Source organism: Oleiharenicola lentus (assembly GCF_051660365.1).
GTDB classification, from domain to species: Bacteria; Verrucomicrobiota; Verrucomicrobiia; order Opitutales; family Opitutaceae; genus Lacunisphaera; species Lacunisphaera lenta_A.
The window spans coordinates 3,392,258-3,415,913 of record NZ_JBOZXB010000001.1 but is presented as its reverse complement, the minus strand read 5'-3'; the positions used below and the strand labels follow the sequence as shown (position 1 = coordinate 3,415,913).

Sequence of the window (23,656 nt, the reverse complement as noted above, 5' to 3'; positions counted from 1 at the left end):
CGGCCTACCACATCACTACTCAACAAACCTCATCTTTGAACCATCTACTAAGGCACGATATATATTACAACCCGCTGCTTAGCACATCATTGAGACTTAACTTTATGGAGCGGCATGGTGGCGCGAACCTTCGTCCCCTTGCCGACAATGGATTCGATCCGGAAGCGACCATTAAACATTTCTACACGTTCTCTCATCCCAATAAGTCCAAGGCGGCGATTCCACTTTGGAGAGGTCAGACGGGCCACATCAAAAGATTTCCCATTATCCGCGATTTCCAAATGAACCATGCCGGGGCGCTTGTGCAATGTGACCTGCGCAACGGTCGCCTGCGCATGTTTGCGGACATTCACCAGCGCTTCCTGCACCACGCGGTAGAGGACGATCCGACAGTCATTATCGAGGGCGTTAAAACGGCCCGTGGCTTTGAATTCAATACGCAGGTTTCTGCGGTCGGGAAAATTATCGATGTAATACTGGAGCGCGGGCACCAGCCCGAAATCATCGAGCAGCGACGGGCGCAACTCGCGGGCAAAGCGGGCGACAATCTCCAGCGACTTTTCCACCAGACGTTGCAGAGGAACGATGGATTTTCGGATTCTCTCGGGCCGCACCTCCGCTGCTCGGGCAAAATTGGAGAGCTGCATCACAATTCCCACCAGGACCTGGCTAATGTCATCGTGAAGTTCGCGGCTGATTTTTTTTCGCTCCTGTTCCTGCACGAGCAGGATTTGGTGAGATAAATGGCGCAGCCTTTCCTGCAGTTGGCGCGCTTCTACCAGCATCAACCGACCGCTTTGCTCGCTCTTCCGCAACGCAGACTCAACCACTTGCCGCCGCATGATCTCGCGTCGCATCTTAACGTTGGTCGCAGTCAACACATCCAACCGGCGTTGGGCGGCTTCCGCTCGCGTGCGCTCGGTGATGTCGTTGAAGAACGCGACGACGCCATACTCACCGGCCGGTAGCGTCACGCGCTGAATCTGCCATTCATAAATTTCCTCTTTGCCGGTATCGAGCCGATGCTCAGAAAATTTAGGGGATTTATACGGGACGCCGGTTTTTAATGTTTGGCGGAATAGCTTAACGATCGGATCAGAAACCCGCCGTGTCCAAATCGACCGGTGAACCTCCGCAAAGTCGCGACCGATCAACGGATGCACGCCAGCGAACACCCGCTGCGCCCGGGGGTTCACCTGTTGCAGCCGGAATTCATCATCGACCACATACACCCCGACCGGGGCCTGCTCGATCAACGCGGAGAACAGCGCTTCGTTGCGACGCAGCACTTCCTCCGCTTTTTTGCGCACCGTGATGTCGCGAATATTGCACTGGATTACCGTATGGCCATTTTCCGCGTAGAGATTGGCCACGACCTCGACCTCCCGGTGCCGACCGTCTTGGGTTTCGAGCGGCAAATAGTCGTAGCGTAGCTGGCGGTTAACTTTCAGCTGCTCAAACATCGCCCGGCTGGCGGCGGCATCGCGCAACAAGCCAATCTCGAACAATTCCTTCCCCACCAGTTGAGGCCGCGAATAACCCAGCAGTTTAATCATGAATGGATTCGCATCCGTGATTTTCCGCGTGAGCGGATCGAGGAGCAGAACCCCGTCGTGCGCCGCTTCGAACAGCCGGCGGTAACGCACCTCCGACGTGCGCAGGTGATCCTCCGCTTGCTTGCGCGCAGTGATATCAGTCACCGCCATGCGACAGCCCAACCCGCTAGGCAAACACTGGGCTTCGATGTTCACCCATTTCGGCGGCTGTTCCCGGACACACAATTCGAACTCCCCGGCTTGTTTCACCGGTCCTTCAAACACCTTCCGCAGAAACCCGACAAATGCCGCTCTCTGCGTCGAGCGAAGGAGCATCGAAAATGAACGTCCCACCAGTCGGGAACGATCGGTTCCCGCCAGTCCGGCACCGGTGAGGTTGACCATTTGAATCACCGCTTGGGGCGAAAGCGTGAAGTAACCCACTGGCGCAAAATCGTAAAGGTCGGTGTATTTCGCCAAGCCCGCTTCCACCTCGGCGTTTGCGTGCAACAGATCCTCATTTTGCAGCTCCAACTCGATCTGCTGGATCTGCAATTCCTGCACCAGCCGCTGGGCATCAGCGCTCGCAAACTCCAACTTCGCCAACTGGATTCCAAAGGATTCTTCCGCGCGCCAGCGCAACGCTTCCTCACGGGAAATAGCCGGCGCGCGCGGCTTCATGCGGTCTTCTTTCGCGTGATTGCGACGGGCTTCGGACGGACTTGCGTGCCGCGCCGACGCGCGGGCTGGCCTGGGCCGCTCTGCGCCAGTCCGCGCGCCGCTTGGTGCAAGGCCTTTTCCTGCGTCTCGACGCGACTGGACAAGGTGTCGCGTTGCTCGCGCAACCTGACCTCGGTCTTTTTTGCCTCGGTGATATCGGCAAACGTGATCACTAACCCATCAATCCGATTGTCGGTGGTCCGATATGGCATGATGCGCACGCCAAACCACCGCCCATCGTGCGTGGCAATCATCCGCTCCACCACGACCAGCGAGCGCAAGACCTCGTGCGCATCGGCGACCAGTGCTGGGTAAATCAGATCCGAAGCCAGGTCCGTAATCGGACGGCCCACGTCACTCGCGATAAATTTTATGAGCGCCTTGGCTTGCAGCGTAAATCTACGCACACACAGGACGTTGTCCAGAAACAGCGTGGCGATGTCGGTGCTGTTCAGGAGATTCTTCATGTCGTTCTGCGCGCTCGATAACTCGTCGAGCTTGGCGTGGAGTTCCGCATTGACGGTATGCAGCTCCTCGTTGAGCGACTGCATCTCTTCCTTCGACGTCGTGAGTTCTTCGTTGGTGGACTGCAATTCCTCGTTGGTGGATTGCAGTTCTTCGTTCAGCGAGCGCTGTTCCTCCTGCGAGTTCTGCATCTCCTCGCGGCACAATTGCACTTCCTTGCGCGCGCGGGCGAGTTCACGTGCATGATCGCGCGGCAGCGAACGGCTGCGCCCGGTGGAAATTTTTTCCAGGGCTTTTGTTTCGGCGGGAAGAGGAACTCCGGCGAACACGATAAGGATCAAGCCGGCCAGTTCTTTGGGTTCATGGAGCCGCTGCACGGTCACGTCTGCGCAGCGCGCCGTGTCGCCCGCATCGGTTTTGATTCCCGGCAGCGTAAGCGGGCCTTTCTTCTTCTGCACCAGTTGGAGCGCGCGCGCGAGTTCGTAGCGGAGGCCGTCCCGCGCCATGGCGATGACGTTCCAGTTCGCTTTGCCCGCAGCGGGCTCCAGATAGAGACCGATTCGTCCGCTGATATAAAGCACATCGCCCTGATCATTAACGAGCACCGCCGGTGGTGAAAAACGGGTTTGCACCAAGTGATCGGCGTGGGACTGCAGGTTGGCCACGGGGCGGTGGCTTGGCGCGGGCGTGTTCGTCGGTGACGCCAGGGTGAGGGCATTGAACACCGCCGGAAAATCATGGACTGATTCGCGGCGCGCTGCGTCATTTCTACGAAAGATGCGTTCTTTTTGGGCGAGCGGCGTAAATAACCGCGAAGAACTGCCGAGACTTTCAGAACTCCCGAGGAAAAGAATTCCCCGCGGATTAAGCGCGTAATGAAAGAGCGGCAGAATTTTCTTCTGCAACACCGGTGTCAGATAAATCAGCAAATTCCGGCAGCAAAGGATATCCAGCTTGGTGAAAGGCGGATCCATGATCAGGTTTTGCGGGGCAAACACGACCATCGCACGAATCTCCTTTTTTATGCGGTAACCGTGCGACTCCTTGATGAAGAAACGCGCCAACCGGACGGGTGACACCGTCGCGGCAATTGCCTCCGAAAACAGACCGGCGCGGGCCTTTTCGATGGCGTCCTTGTCGAGATCGGTCGCATAAATCTGCAGCGACAGAGTGCCTCGAGATTTACTTTTCTTGAGGGTTTCCATGAACACCATCGCCAGAGAAAACGCTTCCTCTCCCGTCGAACAACCCGTGACCCAGGCGCGCAATTGCGTGCCGGCCGGACGACCGGACATCAACGCGGGCAACGCACTTTTCGCCAATTGTTGCCACGCCGCCGGATCGCGGAAAAAGCCCGTCACGCCAATCAACAGTTCCTTAAAGAGGATGCCGACCTCCTGGGGATTCTCCTGAAGGTAACGAATATAATGACTCACCTCAACGATCTGATGGATACCCATCCGATGTTCGATGCGCCGATCAAGCGTGCTGCGTCGATACAGCGTGAAATCGTGTCCGGTGTGGGTCCGCAGCAAGATGATGATTTTTTCGAGCGCCCCGCTTACAGCCTCTTCCGCCAACGGTGTCACCACCGCCAACCGGGGCCGATTTTTAACGTAAGCAAAAAGCTTCGCGGGCAACTCAGCCGCCGGAGCGACGATATCAGCGAGCCCTGCGGCAATCGCACTGCGCGGCATCGCATCGAACTTCGCCGTGCCGGGTTCCTGCACGAGCGTGAGTCCGGATTTCTCTTTTATCTCCAACAGCCCGGCCGTGCCATCACTGCCCATCCCTGACAACACCACGCCAACCGCCCGCTCACGCTGATCTTTCGCGAGCGATTGAAAAAAAGAATTAATCGGCAGCCGCACGCCGCGCGCGTCCACTGGCATCATCAAATGCAGAATGCCGTGCAACACGGACATGTCGCGATTGGGCGGAATCACATAGACGCAATTCGGGTGCACCCGCATGAGGTCGACCACTTGTAATACTTTCAGTTTAGTAACGCGCTGCAGCAACTCCGGCATCATGCCTTTCTGCGTCGGATCGAGGTGTTGGATTACCACGAAAGCCATTCCGCTATCATCGGGAACGTTGCGAAAAAATTCAGTCAGCGCCTCGAGTCCGCCAGCCGAAGCTCCAATGCCTACAAGGGGAAAATTTCTGCCTGCGCTTCTTATCTTTCCGGAAGTCTGCCCGTAAGCCTTCTCGCCCGCAGCACGAAGCCGGTGGAGTTTCCGCGAACCCGGCGAAATAGATTTTTTCAAGAACAACCCTTGACCGCTAAAGAGCTCAGCGGTTCGAGGATAAGCAGTTTATTTGATCTTTATGGAAGTGTCGAGAGGGTTGAACGATTAGAGAGCCAACGTCGGCTCGGCCTTCGCGGTTAAGCAAATTTTCGCGTTTCACCGTGTGCTATCAGTGGTGCTGCATCGGTCCTTTCAATCGGCTTCGATCTGCCAATAAAGCACCGTTAGCACCCAAAGGAAGATACCTAACGTCAAAGATCAGCTAGGAAAACTCCGTCACGGCCGCCTCCTCCGGTTCGCAAATTTTTTCCGCTCGTTCCTTGCAGTTTGGTTTTCCGCGTGATTCACCGAAGCGCCATTGGAATTTTCCTCTTTCCGATCCGCGCACCATTTTGAAAAAATCCGATCTGACACCCGTAAATCTCGCCGAGCATCCCGACAGCACGGTTGCACTTTGGCACCGCCTCGCGGCGTTTCCGGCGAGCGAGACCGATGCGGCGCTCACTCATTTGCAAGAGTGGATCGCCAAAACCATCGATGCCGACAATGTCATCTGGATTGGGGGAGTGCGCATCCTGCAAGGCGAAGCGGCGAAGGCCGACGCATTTCTCGGTTGGCGTTTGCGCGCGCGCGTCGCGCTGCGCCCCGATCCCCCGCCGTATCGCAAGCAACTCGCCGAATATTACGACAGCGAACATTACGGCAAACTCACCCCGACGTATTATGAGCGATCGCACGAAGCGAAAAAAGAAGATCACATCGGCATGGACAGTCACGCGACCATGTCGGGCTGCGGAAATTTCCGCGCCGTGAGCATCCGCGATCGCACCTACCTCGATTTCGCAAAATTCCAAACGACGCCCCATTACCAGCGTTATTACCACGACGCGGGCATCGTCGACCGGCTGATGGTGTCCTTTCCACTTACCCCCGACCACGAATCGTTTTTTTTGATCGATCGTTTTAGAAGCTCGCCGCCGAGAAAATTTTTTACCGAGCGCGAAATAAAACTGGCTGGCGCGGCGATCCATGGCGCGCCGCAATTGCATCGCCGTCTTTTTCTCGGCAACGGCCTGTTCGTCGCGGACAAATTGCTCAGCCCGATGGAGCAGCAAGTCTTGCAAGGCCTGCTGACTGGCCTGACTGAAAAACAAATTGCCGCCACGACTGGTCAAAAAGTGCCGACGTTGCACAAATACGTAACGGCACTCTACGCGCGTTTCGGCGTGAAGAGTCGGCAGGCATTGATGGCACTTTGGTTGGGCGGCAAATAACTGCCAAAAGTGGGTAAAGCCACCACCCCTTCCCTCTATTTAGAGGAGTATTCGATTCGGGGTAAAAAGAGCATACTTCAGGCGGAATTTTTCCGTCATGCTCTGGTCCATAATACACGCGTTTCTAATTAATGTTCAATATCCTGCGGATTTTTACAATTCACAGGTAAACATTGCGCGAGCGATTCTGCTGCTTGCCCCGTTGGCCAAGGTTTTCACCCCAGAATCTTCGCTAATTTCAGCGAATACCGACCGGGTGGCTCGCGCTTCGCGTGACGGCTGCTTTCCGAGCTCCGTCCTCGCGTAACCCGCATCTCCGAATTCGCCCACTTTCACACACACCTGCTCGCAACTGCCTCGAATGGCCTTCCCTGCCCTGCACTTGAAAACCACTTCGTTATTCCTTCTGCCTCCCCGAATCCGCTCACTGGCCGTTGCCCGGTTGTCCTGGCTCACGTTAGCCGCCGGTCTTTTTTCGGCGCCCGCGCTCGCGCAGAATACCATTCTCTTCAACACGCGCTACACCGCGCAGAACATCAGCATGGGCAGCACGAGCGCGCCGATGAACATCAACTACGATCAGTTCCTCGGCCTGCAGTGGAATGAGCGCAGTGCGACGGTCGGTGGATTTTCTTATGGCGTGTTTGGAGAACGTTATGGTCTGGCGTTCAGCGCAGGAACCTCCGGCAAAGTCGGGTTTGATGTCATGTTCAAATCGACGAGCGGCACGTTGGACATCGATATGCCGAACACGATTTCGTTCACCATGCCGGATCTGACGGGCACAAACCCGAGCGGATCGATCGTCGTCAAACAGAACCGCGATTTCAGCACCGTCGAAAATGTCATCGCGACAAAGTTCCCGCAGGCGCAATTCAACGTCGGCGCCCAATTCCACGTCAACGCCGACGTCACGGGAGAAATCGCCTACGGCGTTGGCTCCGCGAGCGGCACGGTGACGCTCACCGATCTTTATCAATTCACGACGCTCGTCACGACCATGAACCCGCTGCTGGCGTCGGTGGATCCGTTCAACCAGGACCTCCCGATCATCAGCTACAACGTTAACAACAGCGGGAAAATCAACTTGCTCGGCGGTCTCTTCGGCATCGCCGAGAAAAACCTGAACCAGAGCTTCACCTTCCCGCTCGATACGGGCACGTTTACAAATCTGCCCAAGGTCAGCAAGGCGCTCCCGACGGCGGTCGAGTTCGGCAGCATTCAGTTCAAGAACATCCAGCTCGATGGCGCTTCCGGCACGTCGTTTACCTCGGTGGAGCAACAGGATCTCGTCCTCGGCATCCGCGCCAATCTCATCGGCCTTTCCATGCTGGCCAACGGCATGCCGTTCAACCCGCTTGAGTTGAAAGTCAAAATTCCGGGCACCCCGCTGCAGGTCGACGCGACCCTCCTGGATATCAGTGCGGGCATCGATATCGGCCTCAAGCAGACGATCACTCTCCAACCGCAGACCCGCATCGTGCTCACGAGCAACATGCCTGTCACCTACAACGTCAACGGGCAGATCTACACGACCATGTCGCTCGACATCCTGCTGCCCGACAACGGCAACGACCTGAGCTTCTCGATCGTCAGCAAACCCGATGATCCCAAGCTGCAGATCTTCCCTTCCGTTTACGTCAGCCCGATCGTGAAAAATAACGTCGAGCTGGGTCTGGCGCCTTCGATCCGGGTCACGGCGCTCTCGTTGGGCATCAGCGCGTATGGTTTCGGCGGCGGCATCGGCCCGGTTTATTCCGAAGAATTTCACCCCGACCCGTATTTCCTCTCCGTTTATACCAGCACCTTCAATATCGGTGAACTCGCCCAATTCAGCCGGCGCTACCGCACCGCCGACTCCATCGTGAACAACGGCGTCGCGCTCGGCGAGGATCTGGCGATCGGCCTCTCGGAATATGTCCGGCTCGTGAACAGAAATCAGCCTTACCAGACGTCGATCATTCCGGTGAACGCGGCGCTCGAGGTGGATAGTGGCGTGTTCAAAAACACCGTGGACCTCACCCTCGCGGCGGGCGCCCAGTTAATCCTCAACGGCGACTCCGCTTCGCAGACGCACGCGCTCTACATGGATGCCAATGCCCAGGTCCTGATTTCCTCCCAGAGCAAATTCACGGTGCTCGGCAAAGTGAATGTGAACGGCGTGCCGATCCTCGATGGAAACGGAAACAAGCAACTCGGTTTCATCGATGCCGACGGCACGATCGCCCACGGCGATTTTCAAATTGCCGGTCAATTTTTTTATCAAGGCCCCAACATCAAAAAAATCGGCACCACCGCGCGCCTCGCGCTGATCGACAATGACGACGTCGGCAATGGCGCGAACGCCAACCTGCTCCATATTGTCAACGGAACGACCGACGCACTCGGGCCAAATCCACTGACCGCCCTGGAGACGCTGGACGGCACGCTCATTCTCGACGGAGCGAATCTGACCACGGCAAATCCGTTGTCGCTCGGCGGCCTGCTCGACCTGCGCTCCGGCTCGGTCGTCACCACGCGAGGGCTCACCGCCACCGGCACGGGCCAGAACGTCGGCACGGTGTTTCTCGATCACGGCACCCTGCTCGACATCAGCTCCGGCACGTGGGGCAACCTCAACAATGGAACTTCCGAGTTCGCGAACGATGGCGTCCTCAACAACATCAATCTCGTCCTCGGGGATGCGGCGGGCGGCGGACAGGTTCGCTACACCGGTGACTTCATTCGCCAGAACAATGCCGTGATCGTAATGGCGGGAACCGCTCCGACCGGCGGCTTCCTCTCGCGCTCGACCAGTGGCAACTGGACGGACGGGCTCCAGACGCTCGCCAGCAACACCAATACGCTCTCGTTGCTCAGCGGCGCGAAGCTGACCTCCTCCGCGAATTTATTCACGAACTCCGGCATGTTGATGATCTCTGGTGCCGGCAGCCGCCTCACCACGAACAACTTTACCAACACCGCCACGGGCATCGTGGCCGTGTCCGCCGGGCGTCTGGAGACGACCGGATTTTCCAACGTCGGACGATTCACTTTGGGGGACGGCGGCGTGTTGAAGCTCACTTCCATCGAGGAGTTGGATTTGGGGAGCCTTCACAACGGCGGCGAGTGGATCATCGGCGGAACCGTCGACACCAGCGGGTCTTTGTTTTCCATCACCGGGGTGCACAGGGGCACAACGCTGACCATGCGCACGCCCTTCGCGTCCTTCGGCATTGGCGCGCTGAATTCTCTCAGCGCGTTCAGCTACAACGACGGCAACTTCAATATCCTAGCCGGGGCGACCGTGCAAAGCGGTCAGCTGCTCACGAATGCTTTCCCCGGCGTGCTGACCGTGGCGGGCCAGTATGATGCGAGCGGAAACACCCGCAGCACTTTCAAATTCAATGGCGTGAGCCTCTTCATGCTCGGCACGGTGAATATCGGCACCTACGGCATCTTCGATTCGACCGGCGGCGGACTCCGGCCCGACACCGACAGCAGCCTCCCGGTGAATCTCGACACCGGCGAGTTCGGCAGTGTCTTCGCTGGCGTAAACAACGGCGTCCCTTTTTCCGTCGGCGGCACCTGGAACGTCGGCGGCGATCTGCGCTACACTGGAAAAATCATCACGGGGATCACGGCCCCCACGATCCTCACTTTCAAACCCAGCGTCGCCGCGCCCAGCGTCGTCTCGGCGGACTACGACACCAACTCCGCCGGAAAATATTTCCAACGGTTAACCGGGTCAGGATTCGTGGACGGCCTCACGCAGCTCGGTTCCATCGCCGGCACGGTCACGCTCGAGGGCCACACTTCCCTGCGCACCGACGTTTCGTTCAACCTGCTCGCGGGCGGCACGCTGAACATCAATGATGGCGCTTCCTTCCACGTCACCGGTCCCACGCTGACGCTGGCGGACGGCAGCCATTTCAACCTCGAGGGAAATTTGATTCTCGGCAACGGCACGGGCACGACCACCTTCCGCGCTCCGACGAACTTCGCTTTCACGAACACGAATGGCGAAGTTCAACTCGGCCACGTCATGACCGCCGGCACCGGCGTCAACGCCCGCTTCTACACGTCGGGCACGGGCATCATCGAGCCCTTCAACGTCGGCGGCACCTGGACCAATACCAACACCCTGATTCGCGGCTCCGGCGTCGTTCGCGGCGCGAACATCTTGAATCGAGGAGCGATCTACGCTTCGGGTGAGACGCTCACCCTCGACGCCACCGATGGTTTTTTCACCAACTCCGGGGTGATCGGCGCCGCCCTCGGCATCGATCTCAACAATTTGCAGGGAACCAACCCTTCCACGCTCAGCATCAGCAACGCTACGATCACCAACCACGAAACGGTGAATGGTCAATTGGCCCAGGGCTTGATCGATATTCAAGCAAGCGGAGTGCTGACGAATGTCACGGTCAACGGCGGCAACGTCTTCGTCGGCTCACTCGGCGGGCTCAGGCTCAATTCCTCCACGCTGAATTTGAATGCCCTCAAGCCGGATGGCTCGAACGTCACCGGCGCGCTCGCGAATTACGGCATCGTCACCTTGAGCGGCCAGAATACGATCCTGGGCAACATTACGTTCGGAAAAACCGGCAGCATGACCATCTCCGCCGGCGCGACCCTGACCACGATCGATCCCCTGGTGAACAGCGGCATGATCAATATGAACGGCGGCACGCTCGCCGGCGGCATGTTGATTAACGACGGCTACCTTAACGTGACGGGCAATTCCTCCATCGGTCGCATCGAGAATCGCGAGAGCGGCAACGTCACGATCTTCGACGGATTCGCCCTCACGCTGCCCACGGGCATGAGCACCTTCACGAACAAAGGTTACGTCCACCTGGCTCCCGAGAATCCGGCCACCCTGCAAAATTCCACGGCGTCGCTGATCCTGAACGAAAATACCACCTTCACCGGGGGCGGCGCGATCCAGCTCGGCGGTTACAACACTGCGAATTTCGAAATCACCGGCGAGAATTTCGATCAGACGACAAGTCTCTGGGCCAACTCCGGCGCGGGCACGATTCTCGCCGCTGCGCATCGGCCCAACACCACGCTCACCAATCTCGGCCACACCATCCAAGGTGCCGGCAGCATCGGCGGACCCAACGCCACCCTGACGATCATCAACGGCGTGGGCGGGCTCATTCATGCGATGGGCAACGGCCGGACCTTGTCGATCGACACGGGCGTCGGCACGGGCGGATTCCGCAACATCGGCCGCCTCGATGTCGACGCCGGCGCGACGTTCATCGTGAACGGCGATTTCCGTTCCTTCGGCGATGGTTACGACGCGAATGGCAACTGGATCGATGACGGCAACCCCAACAACAATTTCATTTTCGAAGGCGACTACCGCATCGCGGGCACCCTGCAACTTCCCTTCGTCGCCTCGTTCGACAACTCGGTTTCGTTCCTCTTCGACGGCCCGAATGCGATCATCAAGGACGCGAACAACCACGCGATTTCGATCCGCAACAACCTTGCCACCGGCAGCCTCACCGTCAGCGGCGGCTTCAATTACCAGACTGATACCGACATCACCGGCCAGTTTCTCAACTACGGCTCGGTTACCGTGGGCAACAACTCCGCTTTCACGCTGCTGGGTAACGGCGGCTTGAATAATTTCTACCGGCCCGGCTTCCACACCGATTCCGAGGAGCACGAAGTTCCCAACACCTTCGCCGACGGCGTGACGGTGGTCACCAAGAACACCCTCGACGAAGGCGCGTGGTCCATTTTGAACGGCACGCTCAAGTTCACCGGCGCGGATATCGTGGTGAACGCCACCAAGCTCACGCTCGGCGGCACCAACGCCAGGATTGTCAACGAAGCCGACGTCAACGCGCTCGCGAATTTTTCCACGAACCGCGCCGACGGCGAACTCGTGATCCTGCCCGTCGGCACCGATCGCGATTACACGCTGCCCACCTCGGCCGGCGCCTTTGCGAACTTCGGCAAGATCACGTCGAACGGCGCGAATTTCACCCTCGGGGCGAGCGACGGGATCAACAAGTTCACGAATGAACTCGGCGCCACCCTGCTGGCGGATAACGGGGGCACGTTCCGGGTTCAGTCCACGTCGCTGTTTACGAACAACGGCGCCATCACCGCGCAAAACAACTCGAGCCTGATCCTCGGCGCGCCGACCTTCGTCAACAACTCGACGATCTCGCTCGTCAACGCGGCCACGCCGTTTTTCGGAAATTCGAGCCTGTCGATTTCGGGCACGAACGTAACTAACCTTGGCACCCTCACGGTTCCCACCGGCGCGAGTCTGTCGATCAATGCCACCGACACCTTGACCAACCACGGCCTGCTCGAACTGCGCGGCAACGGCGTCATCACTGCGGGCACCTTCGTGAATACGACGCCGCTCACTTTCGGCAACGGTCCGGCCACTGTTTACACGCTCAATCTCTCCGCGTTCGACAACCGCGCGCCGCTCTCGGTCGGCTACAATACCACCGTCGCGATCACCGCCGCGCTCAATACCTTCACAGGTCGCAGCGCCGCCAATGACCTTTACCTCATCAGCGTAGCCAACACCGGCATGTTGCACCTGCGCTCGCCGAATATCACAGGCATCACCGGCACCAGCACCGCCGCCAGCGACGGCGGGATTTATCAGATTGCCGGCAACCTCCGGCTCGACAATCCGCTCACGCATCTCGGTGCGAGCCTCACCCTCCTCGGGCCGGCGGCCCGCGTCACGCTGCCCAATGGAGCCAATGCCCTCACGCTGACCACGATCACTGCCAGTGGCGTCTTCGGCGTCGACACGCTTTCCGGTCAAGGGACCGATGTGGCCATTCCGCTCACCACGAACCACGGCGTCCTGAATGTCGGCAGCCATCTCACCCTCACCTCCAATTCACTCTCCGGCTCCGGCACGATCAATTTCTCCGGCGGCCTCCTGACTCTCGATCGTTCCACGGTCGGCACGTTCACAATCGATACCCGGATTAGTGGATCCGGTCAGATCAACCTCGGCGCCAACACCTCCGGCATCACCGTCGCGCCTACCGGTGCGCTGGCCGTGACTTCCGGCGCTTTCAACATCACCTCGCCCTTCACGAGCAATGGCCGCGTGGAAATCGCGGCCGGCGCCTCGCTGTATTTTTCCCAGACGCCCACGCTGCTCGGCACGGTCGATATCGCCGGGCGATTGTCGTTTAATACCGGGGGACTCACCTCGATTCTTCCCGCCGGCGTGGCGCTCAATGTGCACGGTGCAACTGCCCGTTTCGACAACCTGACTTCGCTGACGGCCAACTACGGCAGCATCACGATCGGCGACCACGCCGAGGTGACGGTCGGCGATCTCTATCACGATTTCACCAATGTCGGCAGCTTCACGATCGACACGACCGCGACTGTGCACGGCCGCCGCATGGTGAACACCGGCACATTTGTCATCAACAACGGCGGCACTCTCGATACCTTCGATTTCGTCAACCAAGCCGGCGGTTCGATCCGGATCAACGGCACCACCAACGCAAATATTCACGGCGCGGGTGATCTGCATATTTTCGGCGGCGTGAGCACCTTGGGCGGCACCGGCAGCACCTACGCCGGTCGCACGATCATCGAGAGCGGCGCCACGCTCTCCATCCAAACCGACTCGGTGCTGGGAAGATCACCTGGCTTGAACGGCGTCCCGGCCGACCAGCTTCGCATCGAGTCTGGCGCCACTCTCAACGTCGCTTCCTTCGCGGAACTCGCGGAGTGGCGCAACGTTTACTACAGCCACGGCGCGACCATCACTGGCACCGGCAGTATTCTAGGCGCCATCACCGGCACGGGCTTGTTGAATATCGGCAACACCGACGGGACCACCGACGCGCTGAGCGCCCGTCTGGTCAACAACGGCCAGGTCAACATCCTTGGAGCGCTTCAACTCCTCAGCGGCAGCAACATTTCCGGCGTCATCAACGGCGCGGAGACCGCCCGACTCGTGGTGTCCGGCAACAGCAGCGCGATTGTCAGCGGCGCCAACGGCTTTGCCGGCACGGTGGAGGCCCGCGACGGTGGCGCGCTGACCATTGGGGCCGGCGGCGCAAGCGGGTCGTTCTACAACGCAGCCCTTCATCTCGATGGCGGCTACATCATCTTCAACCGCGTCGGCCCGGTCATCCTGGGCCGGGAAATCACCGGTTCCTCGGGCGATCTCTTCCTGCGCGGCGGCGTGCAAGGAATCACCAGCAGCGCCGGCAACAATTTCCTTGGCACCACCACCATCGACGCCGACAGCTCGCTCACCATTCAGCAGGGCACCTTCGGCTCGATGATCGTCAATGGCGGTCTCACGCTGGCCACGACGGCCAATAACCCCATCACCGTCGGCGCCATTTCAGGCACGGGCTCCTTTCTCACTTCCGGCACTGGGCAGTTAAACTTTTCTTCCCTGCCAACGATTGCGAACCTCGGCATCGGCGCCGGCCAGACCATGCAAGTGGGCACGGGTGGCGCGCTGTCCGCTCTTTCCTTTACTCCGGCAGTCGCAAATAACGGCACGCTGGCCTTTGCGCACAGTGGCGATCTTTCCGCGACCGGAATCATCAGCGGCAGCGGTGGAGTGACGGTGAGGGGACCCGGGCGTCTTATCTTGACGGCGGAGAACACTTACGCCGGCGGCACCACGGTCACAGGCGGCACCCTCCGCCTCATCGCGGATAGCGCACTTGGAGCGGTGCCGGTGACGTTCGACGCGGACAATCTCATTCTGGATGGCGGCGCTCTTTCCACCGATTTGATCACGTCTCTCGCGTCCACCCGCGGACTCACGATTGGCTCCCAAGGCGGCACGATCACCAGCTCAAATTTTTCGATCAACACGCCGATCGGCGGCACCGGCACACTCACGGCGACCGGTGAACTTCACCTCGGCCTCGACACCAGCACCTCGGCGGCCGGGCTGAGAGCGAGCACCGGGCGCATTTTTCTCGATAACGCCAATTCCCATAGCTCCGTCGGCGCGCTCTTCACCGATGTCTCCGGCATCATCGAAGTCACCGGTGCCGGCGTCACCACGTCCACGGGCCAGAGTGAACTCGCGGGATCGCTCCGCATCGCTTCCGGGTCCATGCTCAGTTTCGCGGGCACCAATACCGGCTTTCTTAAAGATGACGGCCACTTGATCATCCGGGGGAGCTCTGCTCTCGGCCAAATCGACGGCAGCGGATCACTCACCGTTAACGCGATAACCACCGGCACCGCGCTGCGGCTCGGCACCGAAACGCTCCAGCAGGTCCCGGTTATTCCGGGCAATGTCACGGTGAACAGCGGCGCCAGCCTGACGCTGAGTTCCACCTACGTCGCCACCGGCACCACCACACTCAACACCGGATTTTTGGGCATGGATTACGGCCGCACCGGCGCGCTCGCCATCAGCGGGGCGAGCATCATCGCCACGTCCTCCAGTCCCGGAAAAGCCTTCAGCGTGAACGGTCCGCTGTCCGGCTCCGGTTCGTTGTCCGTCTATGGCGATGTCTCCGGCGGCGGCATGCTGCAGCTCGGCAACATCGGCGCGACCAACGTCGGTGTCGCGATCAATGGCAATGGCACGCTGCGCACGGTGAATACCGAAGCCATTGTCCTCGGTGGCAGCAACCAGGGCGTGAACGGCAGTCTCTCGGTCACTGGCACCGCTCCTGTGTCGGTGACCGGCAATAATTATTTCCTGAACACCACGGTGGGCTTCGGCGCCACGCTGCAGCTCGGCCACAGCGGCACCACGGGCAATCTCAACAGCGCCATCTATGTCCTCAATAACGGTTTCCTTTCCGTCAATCGTTCCGACGACATTTACCTCATGGGCGGCGAATTTGGAATTCCTTCGGGCGTCATTCCTTTCGGTGGCAGCTTCACCGGCCCCGGCGGCCTTAGCCAGGACGGCACCGGCAAGCTCATCCTCAACACCGCGATGACTTACACCGGCCAGACTCGGATCACCACCGGCACCTTGCAAATCGGCGACGGCGGCACGACCGGCTCGCTCGCCCGCGCCATCCCGCAAGATTTGGCCAACGGCATTCCCGGCACACCGGTCGGCGACATCATCAACCAAGCGCAGCTCGTCTTCAACCGCACCGGCACACTCGCACTCGACAACGCCATCACCGGCAGCGGCACGGTCACGCAAAGCGGCGGCAGCACCACGACGCTCTTCGGCGCGAATAATTTTGGCACGCTGAACGTCAACGCCGGCACTGTGGTGCTCGCGAACACCAACACGATCGCCCAAACCAACGTCGCCAATAATGGCGCGCTCACGATCAGCACCGGTTCGCTCACCGGCGCCGTCGCCAACAGTGGCACGATTTCCCTCGAACGGGCCGGCGACTACGTGAATACGTTCACGACCACGGGCTCCGGCCTCGTCGTTCAAAACGGCGGCGGCACCGCCTACCTGAACGGCACGACCCAAAGCAATCGCCTCACCGTCAACTCCGGCTACCTCGCAACGATCGTGGCGAATAACGAGACGACTTCGCTCAACGGTCAGCTCACGGTAGCCGCCGACACGTCCTTCATTAAATACGGCGGCGGCACGCTCGTCCTCAACGCAGGCGCGAGCGGCGCGGGTGTCCTCGACGCCACCAGCGGCACGACTCGCCTCGCGGGCGGAAATTTCACCAGCGACATTCACGTCGGGGCGACGCTCGAGATCGTGCAGGACATGGGCTTCACCAAAACGATCAGCGGCAGCCACGGCACGGTCAGCCTCGTGGACAGCGAACTCGCGCTGCTCGGCACGATCAACGTCGGCACCACGCGCATCGACGCGACTTCGAAACTCGGCCTCAACAACGGCAGCTCACTCAGCGGCAGCGTCGTGAACAACGGCCTCATTTCCTTCGACTATAGTTTCGGCAACGACACCACCTTCGCGAGCGCCGTCAACGGCACGGGCGCGTTCGCGCAAAACGGCGCCGGCAAAGTTACCCTCACGGGCATCAACACCGCGACGGGCGGCGCGACCATCGCCGCAAACCGCACGCTCGCGATTGCCGGCAACGGCTCCCTCAGCGGGCCGGTTACGAACCACGGCACGCTTTCCCTCGCCGACTCCGGCTCCATCAACGGCGCGGTCACGAACCATGGCACGTTCGCCGTCATCACGACCGCCGGCAGCCGCACCAACCTGCTCGGCAACATCACCGGCTCGGGCACCCTCGCCTTTTCCGGCGCGGGCACGGTCGGCGTCGGCAACCTCGCCAGCGCCGCCACCCTCAGCGACGGCGTCACGCTGCTGACAGGAGGCTCGGGCACGAGCACGTTCTCGAAATTCGTTTCCGGCACCGGCAACTTGTCCGTCGAAGGCACCGGCACGCTCATCATCACCGGCGACACGTTGCTCAACGGCGACGTCACCCTCACGCTCGGCACGCTCCAGATCGGCGACGGCGGTGCCACGGGTTCGGTTTCCGCCAACCACTTTTTCAACAACGGCACGCTCGTCTATAATCTCGGCAGCGGTGCCACCGCGACGCTCGGCGCCGTCAGCGGCAACGGCGCCATTCGCCAGAGCGGCGCTGGCACCTTGAGCATCCTGAGTGACCACCCGAATTTCACCGGCACGACCACGGTGGACGCCACGCGCACGCTGTGGATCGGCAACGGCACCACCGGCTCGATCGGCGGCGCGCTCGTCGTCGACGGCACGCTCAACTACAACCGCACCGGCGTGCTCGTAAATCCCGTCGTCCCCAGTTCCGGCTACGTCGTCACACTCGCGAATTCGATCACCGGCGCGGCCACGGGCCGGTTCGAACTTTTATCCGGCGAACACCTCACGCTGAACGGCGGCATCAATTTCCTCGGTGAAATCGTCACCGCCGGCACGCTCACGGTGAACGGCAACTTAAACAATAGCCTCGATCGCCTCAGCGCGCGCACGCTGGTCAATCACAGCTCGCTCACGCTCACGGGCGACAGCAGCGGTGGTTTGCTCAACTCCAGTGTCACCAATGACGGCACGCTGACTTTCGGCACGGGCGGCACCTCCGGCTGGCTCGGCAATGTCTCCATCGCCAATTCCGGCACCGTGGCGATCAATCGCAGCGACGATGTCACGTTCGGCAACGGAGCCAACCTTGGCGGCAACGGCGTCATCACACAAAACGGCACCGGGCGCACCACGATCTATTCGAGCGTCTTCGCCGACCGCCTCGAAGCCAACGCCGGCACCTTGGAATTCTACAACGGCGTCGCGAAATCCGGCGGCGGATCAGCCCAGATCAAAATCGCTGCCACCGGCACCGCGCTCCTCCACACCGGTTCCTACGCGAATCAAATCACGAACGACGGCACGCTTCAGACCCTCGGAAACGTTGAACTCACCGCGTCCGGCAATGCCTACAACGGCGCGCTCTCCATCGGAAGCGGCTCGCTCACCGTGAACGTCAACGAAACTCAAGCCCTCGCCGGCGCCCTCACCGGCAGCGGCGATCTGCGTTCTTACGGCAACGGCGCCCTTCAACTCGCCAACGCGGGCACGTTCACCGGGGCGATCGCCACGCGCGGCAGTTCGATTTCGAGCGCCAGCGACCTGCGTTCGAATGTCACCTTCGAATACGGCGGCCTGCTCGAGTTTACGAACGCCGGTAACACGACGTTCTCCGGCACGCTCGCCGCGTCTTACGCCGGCTTCGCCAGCGCGCTCCGTTACACCGGCCTCGGCAGCTTCACGCTCGACAGCGCTTACGCGGGCGCCACCGAAATCACGCGCGGCCAGCTTCTCCTCGGCACCAACGGCTCCCTCGGCGGCGCGCTGACCCTGGGCAATTATTCCGGCGCGTCGTTCGTGCTTTCCGGAAAAAACGCGACGCTCAGTTCTCTCTCCGGTGGCGGCGTGCTCGGCGGAACCATTGGCCTCGGCGCCAACACGCTCACGCTCGACCAGGGCACTTTCGGCGGCGCGATCAGCGGCACGGGCGGACTGGTTAAAAACGGTTTCGGCCACCTCACGCTCACGGGCGCCAACACTTTCACGGGTGGCATCGTCTTCAACACCGGCACGCTCACGCTCGGCGCGGGCTCGGCCGGTTCCGCGCCGGCGAACGCGCGCGCGGATTACCTCACGCTCAGCGGCAGCACGCTCAATCTCCTCAACGGATTCACGCTCGCTGCGAACCAGGGCGTCAAACTCGCCGGCGACGTCCTTCTCGACACCACCGGATTTGTCGCTCTTAACAGCGACATCACCGGCACGGGCAATCTCACGCTCGACAGTCACGGCACCACGCTTTTCGGCGGACGCGTCCTCACGACCGGCACGCTCATCGTCGGCAACGACAGCACGATCGCGATCGGCCGCGCTGATTCCATTGACGTTTCAAAAACGATTTTCCGCAACCGCACGACGCTCGATATCCGCGGCCTCGACTGGGCGCAGAACCTGAATTTCACGCAGGGCCAGATCGTCGGCAACGTCGATGGCACGGTCGCCAACAGCGCCGCCACCGCGGTCACGCTCTCGTCGCAGATCACTGCCACCAACGGCTTCGGCCTCTCCGGCACCGGCGCGCGCCTGACGTTTACCGGCAGCATCGTTTCCTCGGTTTCACCGACTACGCCGCTCGCACTCTACACCAACGGTGAAGTCGCGCTCGGCACCGCCACGGCCGCGAGTCTCCAAAACATCACCGTGCAAAGCGGCGCGCTGCATGCCCCGGTTTCCGCGATGACAAACCTCTCCACGCTGAAAGTGGAAAGCGGCGGCGGCCTGCACTTGATGGGCACGCCGGGCACGGAACTCACCTTGTCCACGCTCGAACTGAAGGGTAACAACTCCGGTCTCTACAACAGCGCCGGCGGCCCGGTGACGTTTAAAACCGATCTCGTCCTGACTTCGATGGACAGCGCTTTCCGCGACACCGCGCTGATCGGTGGCGACTACGATCTCACGTTCAACGGCTCGATCAGTGGACAGCTCTCGTTGCTCAAAGTGGGCACCGGCAATCTCTTCCTCTCGGGCAGGAATGAATCCAACCAAAGTGCCGTCACCGGCTGGAGCAATGCCAACGACGGCGCGCGCATCGGCGTCCGCGAAGGCACGCTCACGACCAACCTCGGCCTCCTCGAAAACCGCGGCCTCGTTATCGAAAATTCCGGCCAACTCGTCCTCACCGATGCCGGCAACGCCGCCCTCACGCTGCGCAACCTTGGCGGCAACGGCACGCTCACTCTCGGCGCGCGCGGCCTGACCGTGAACCTCGTCAATACCGGCACGTTCACCGGCACGCTCACCACCTCGGGCCTCGTGACCCACAATGCCGCCAACGGTCTCAGCGGCGGCTCCAGCGGCGGCACCCAAACTTACGGCACCATCAACACGCTCGGCCTGGAGGTAAACGTCGGCGACGTTATCGTCACCGACGCGCTCAACACCGACTACGTCACGGTGAACGCCAGCGGTGCCGCCGGCAGCCTCACCACCACGACGCGCGGACTCACCGCCTCAACCGATGCGACGAGGCTCGACGCCCAGTTGCAGATCCAAGGCACGATGCGTCTCTCCGACGGCGCCGCCATCACGGGCAACGCAGGATCAATTAATCTCGTGGGTCTCACGGCCACGCTCACCGACGGAACTACGACCACCTCCACGTTGAGCCACCTCACGTCGAACAGCGGACAGATCTCCCTCAACCAGGGCGCAACTGTCACCGGAGGCGCCGCCGCCACGTTCACCAACACCGGCGTCGTCAGCATCGGCGGCGCGAACGGAGCCACCGTCAGTCGCTGGGACGGTTTTAACACGATCAACAACTCCGGCCATTTCGCCTGGAGCGGCTATCAACTCACGGGCGCGAACTCCACCAACGCCCGCTTCACCAGCACCGGTGGCACGGTGCAACTGTTGAACGGCGCGGCCTTCACCAGCACGAGCGGCAGCGCGCTGAACAACCCTGCGGTTACTCTCACGAACACGGCCTTCACCACGTCGGGCGCAGCCGCCATCACCGGCGGCCTCGCGCTCACTGGCGGCAGCTTTACGCTCGGCGGCGCCGGCACCATCGGCACGTTGCACGTCGCCGGCGGCGTCGTGTTCGGCGGCGGCACGAATTTCCTCTGGGACATCAACCACGCCCAGGGCACCGACGGCGTGAACCGCGATCTCCTCGCCGTCACCGCGATGGCCGGCCAGGCGGACGGCAAGATCACCTTCAGCGGCAGCGCGGCTAATCCGATCACGTTCAGGGCGAACAATCCCACGCTCGCCGCGTTGACTAATTTCGACGCCGCCCAACCGATCGAATGGGTCGTCGCGACCGCCACGGAAGGCTTCAGCGGCTTCAGCGCGGATCAATTCATCATCGACGTCTCGAAGCTCTTCACCAGCTACACCGGCAACTTTGGCCTCGCGGTCAACGGCAACACCCTCGTCTTAAAAATATTCCAGTCGCACGTCTTCGACGCCACCAGCGGCAACACCATCGTTTCGACGCCGCTGGCGGCGCTGGGCGAATTCGGCGGCCTGAATAAATCCGGCGCCGGCACGCTCACGCTCGCGACCGCGAACAATTACACCGGCGTGACCATGCTCACCGCCGGCACGCTCGTCCTCGCCGCCGATGGCGCGCTCGGCACCAACCGCCTCACCCTCAATGGCGGCACTCTGGAAAGCACCGCCGCCCGCACGGTCGCCAACGGCCTCAACCTCTCCGCCAGTTCCACGATCGGCGGCGCGGCGAATCTCACGTTTACCGGCAGCCTCATCAGCACCAGCGGCAGCAAAACGCTGGCCGTCACCAACACCGGCACAACGACCTTCGGCAACATCGACTTCACAAGCCTCCTCTTGAACGAGCGGCTCACGTTCAGCACGACCGGCGGAACTGTGAATGTCGCCGGCACTATTGTCGGCTCGAGTGCCAGCAATACGGGCATCACGAAGACCGGCCCGGGCACCTTGGTGCTGAGCAGCGCAAACACCTACAGCGGCGTCACCACGCTTTCGGGCGGCACCCTCGTCCTCGCAGCCGATGGCGCGCTCGGCACCAGCACGTTGTCGCTCGGCGCCGCCACCACGTTGCGCAGCGACGGCGCTGCGCGCACGATTGCAAACAATGTCAGTCTCTCCGGCGACGCCACGCTGGGCGGCACGGGCAACCTGACCTTCACCGCGCCCATCATATTAAGCGGCAACCCCGCCGCCGGCCGCACACTCACTATTACCAACACCGGCGTCACCACGGTCGGCAATATCGGGACCAGCCTCCCCGGCGCCTCCGGCACCTTGCTCACCCTCGCGGGCTCGGGCAGCTTGATCGTCAACGGCACCGTGGCGAATCAGGGCACCGGTGCAGGCGGCCCCGGCAACCAGGCTTTGAGTCTCACCAAAACCGGCACCGGCAACCTGACGCTCAACGGCGTGAATACCTACCGCGGCGCCACCACGATCAACGGCGGCTCGATCACCGTGAATGGCTCCGCACTCGCGAGCGCCTTCACCGTCAACTCCGGTGCGACGATCGGCGGCCGCGGCTCGATCGGCGCGCTCACGCTCCACAGCGGCGCGACGCTCGCCCCCGGCAACTCGCCCGGCACGCTCACCACGGGCAGCGAAATCTGGAACGGCGGCGCGAATTACAACTGGCAGATTCAAAACGCCACCGGCGCGGCGGGCGTCGGCTACGACCTCGTGAACATCTCCGGCTCGCTCACCATCAACGCCACCAGCGCCAGCCGCTTCAATCTCAACCTGTTCTCGATCTTCGCCGGCGACGCCGCGGGCAACGCGATCAACTTCAACTCGGCCCTCAACTCCAGCTATACCATCGCCAGCGCGACGAGCATCATCGGCTTCGACGCCAACGCCTTCACGATCAACGCGAGCGGTTTCACCAACACCCTCAACGGCGGCTCCTGGAATCTCTCGCAGGTCGGCAACAACCTGAATCTCAACTTCGCCGCCGCCGCGATCCCCGAGCCTTCAACCTATGCGATGATCTTCGGCGTTTTGGTTCTCGGCCTCACCGTTTATTCCAAACGCCGTTTGTAGTCTGATGCGTCACTCAGCAAACAGCGCCGGAGAGATTGGTTGAGACCTTGGGAAATAAAGTCCGCTGAATTACTCCGCTATTATTCGTTCTCCCGCCGAAGATGCGAAGGCACCTCTCAAAAGTGCGGTTTTTCAGCGTGTGCGGTCAGTTGTGCAACGAACGCATTCCGACCCACGAAAATCTTTTGTTTCCGAACGGCTTCCAATTGTCGGAGGATGAGTTCGAATCTCTCCGTCCCGACCATTTCTTAAATGACAATGGTCACTCTGCAGCGCGAGGCGTTGTTACGCAGCTGCCGATGACGCTTCTCGATCTCGTCTGAAAATCGGGCAGCGCTGGCGCCCTAACGGCGCGCCGGCATTCATCAGCAAGCACAAGGGCTGCGTTGCCCGGACTACGTA

4 protein-coding genes are annotated in these 23,656 nt (G+C 60.8%); 2 read left to right on the top strand and 2 right to left on the bottom strand.

Going from position 1 to position 23,656, the window contains the following annotated elements:
• Positions 1-86: 86 nt before the first annotated feature.
• Both ACRRQW_RS13275 and ACRRQW_RS13270 read right to left on the bottom strand, forming a co-directional pair.
• Positions 87-2,216: a PAS domain S-box protein gene (locus ACRRQW_RS13275; protein WP_438481954.1), complete on the bottom strand. Its 2,130-nt coding sequence runs from the start codon at positions 2,214-2,216 to the stop codon at positions 87-89.
• A complete protein-coding gene (locus tag ACRRQW_RS13270) occupies positions 2,213-4,990 on the bottom strand; it encodes a chemotaxis protein CheB (protein WP_438481953.1) in 2,778 nt (925 codons plus the stop codon). Before ACRRQW_RS13270 ends, ACRRQW_RS13275 begins: the two co-directional genes overlap by 4 nt.
• A gap of 374 nt (positions 4,991-5,364) precedes the next feature.
• Between ACRRQW_RS13270 and ACRRQW_RS13265 the strand changes: the two genes are divergently transcribed.
• Positions 5,365-6,246, top strand: coding sequence for a response regulator transcription factor (locus ACRRQW_RS13265; RefSeq protein WP_438481952.1), 882 nt, complete (start codon positions 5,365-5,367; stop codon positions 6,244-6,246).
• Positions 6,247-6,607: 361 nt separating this feature from the next.
• Positions 6,608-23,254: an autotransporter-associated beta strand repeat-containing protein gene (locus tag ACRRQW_RS13260; protein ID WP_438481951.1), complete on the top strand. Its 16,647-nt coding sequence runs from the start codon at positions 6,608-6,610 to the stop codon at positions 23,252-23,254.
• Positions 23,255-23,656: the final 402 nt, after the last annotated feature.

What these genes read in the sequence shown, in the direction of transcription:
- ACRRQW_RS13275 (WP_438481954.1), bottom strand. Translation starts at nt 2,216, where the DNA reads ATGAAGCCGCGCGCGCCGGCTATTTCCCGTGAGGAAGCGTTGCGCTGG.
- ACRRQW_RS13260 (WP_438481951.1), top strand. Translation starts at nt 6,608, where the DNA reads ATGGCCTTCCCTGCCCTGCACTTGAAAACCACTTCGTTATTCCTTCTG.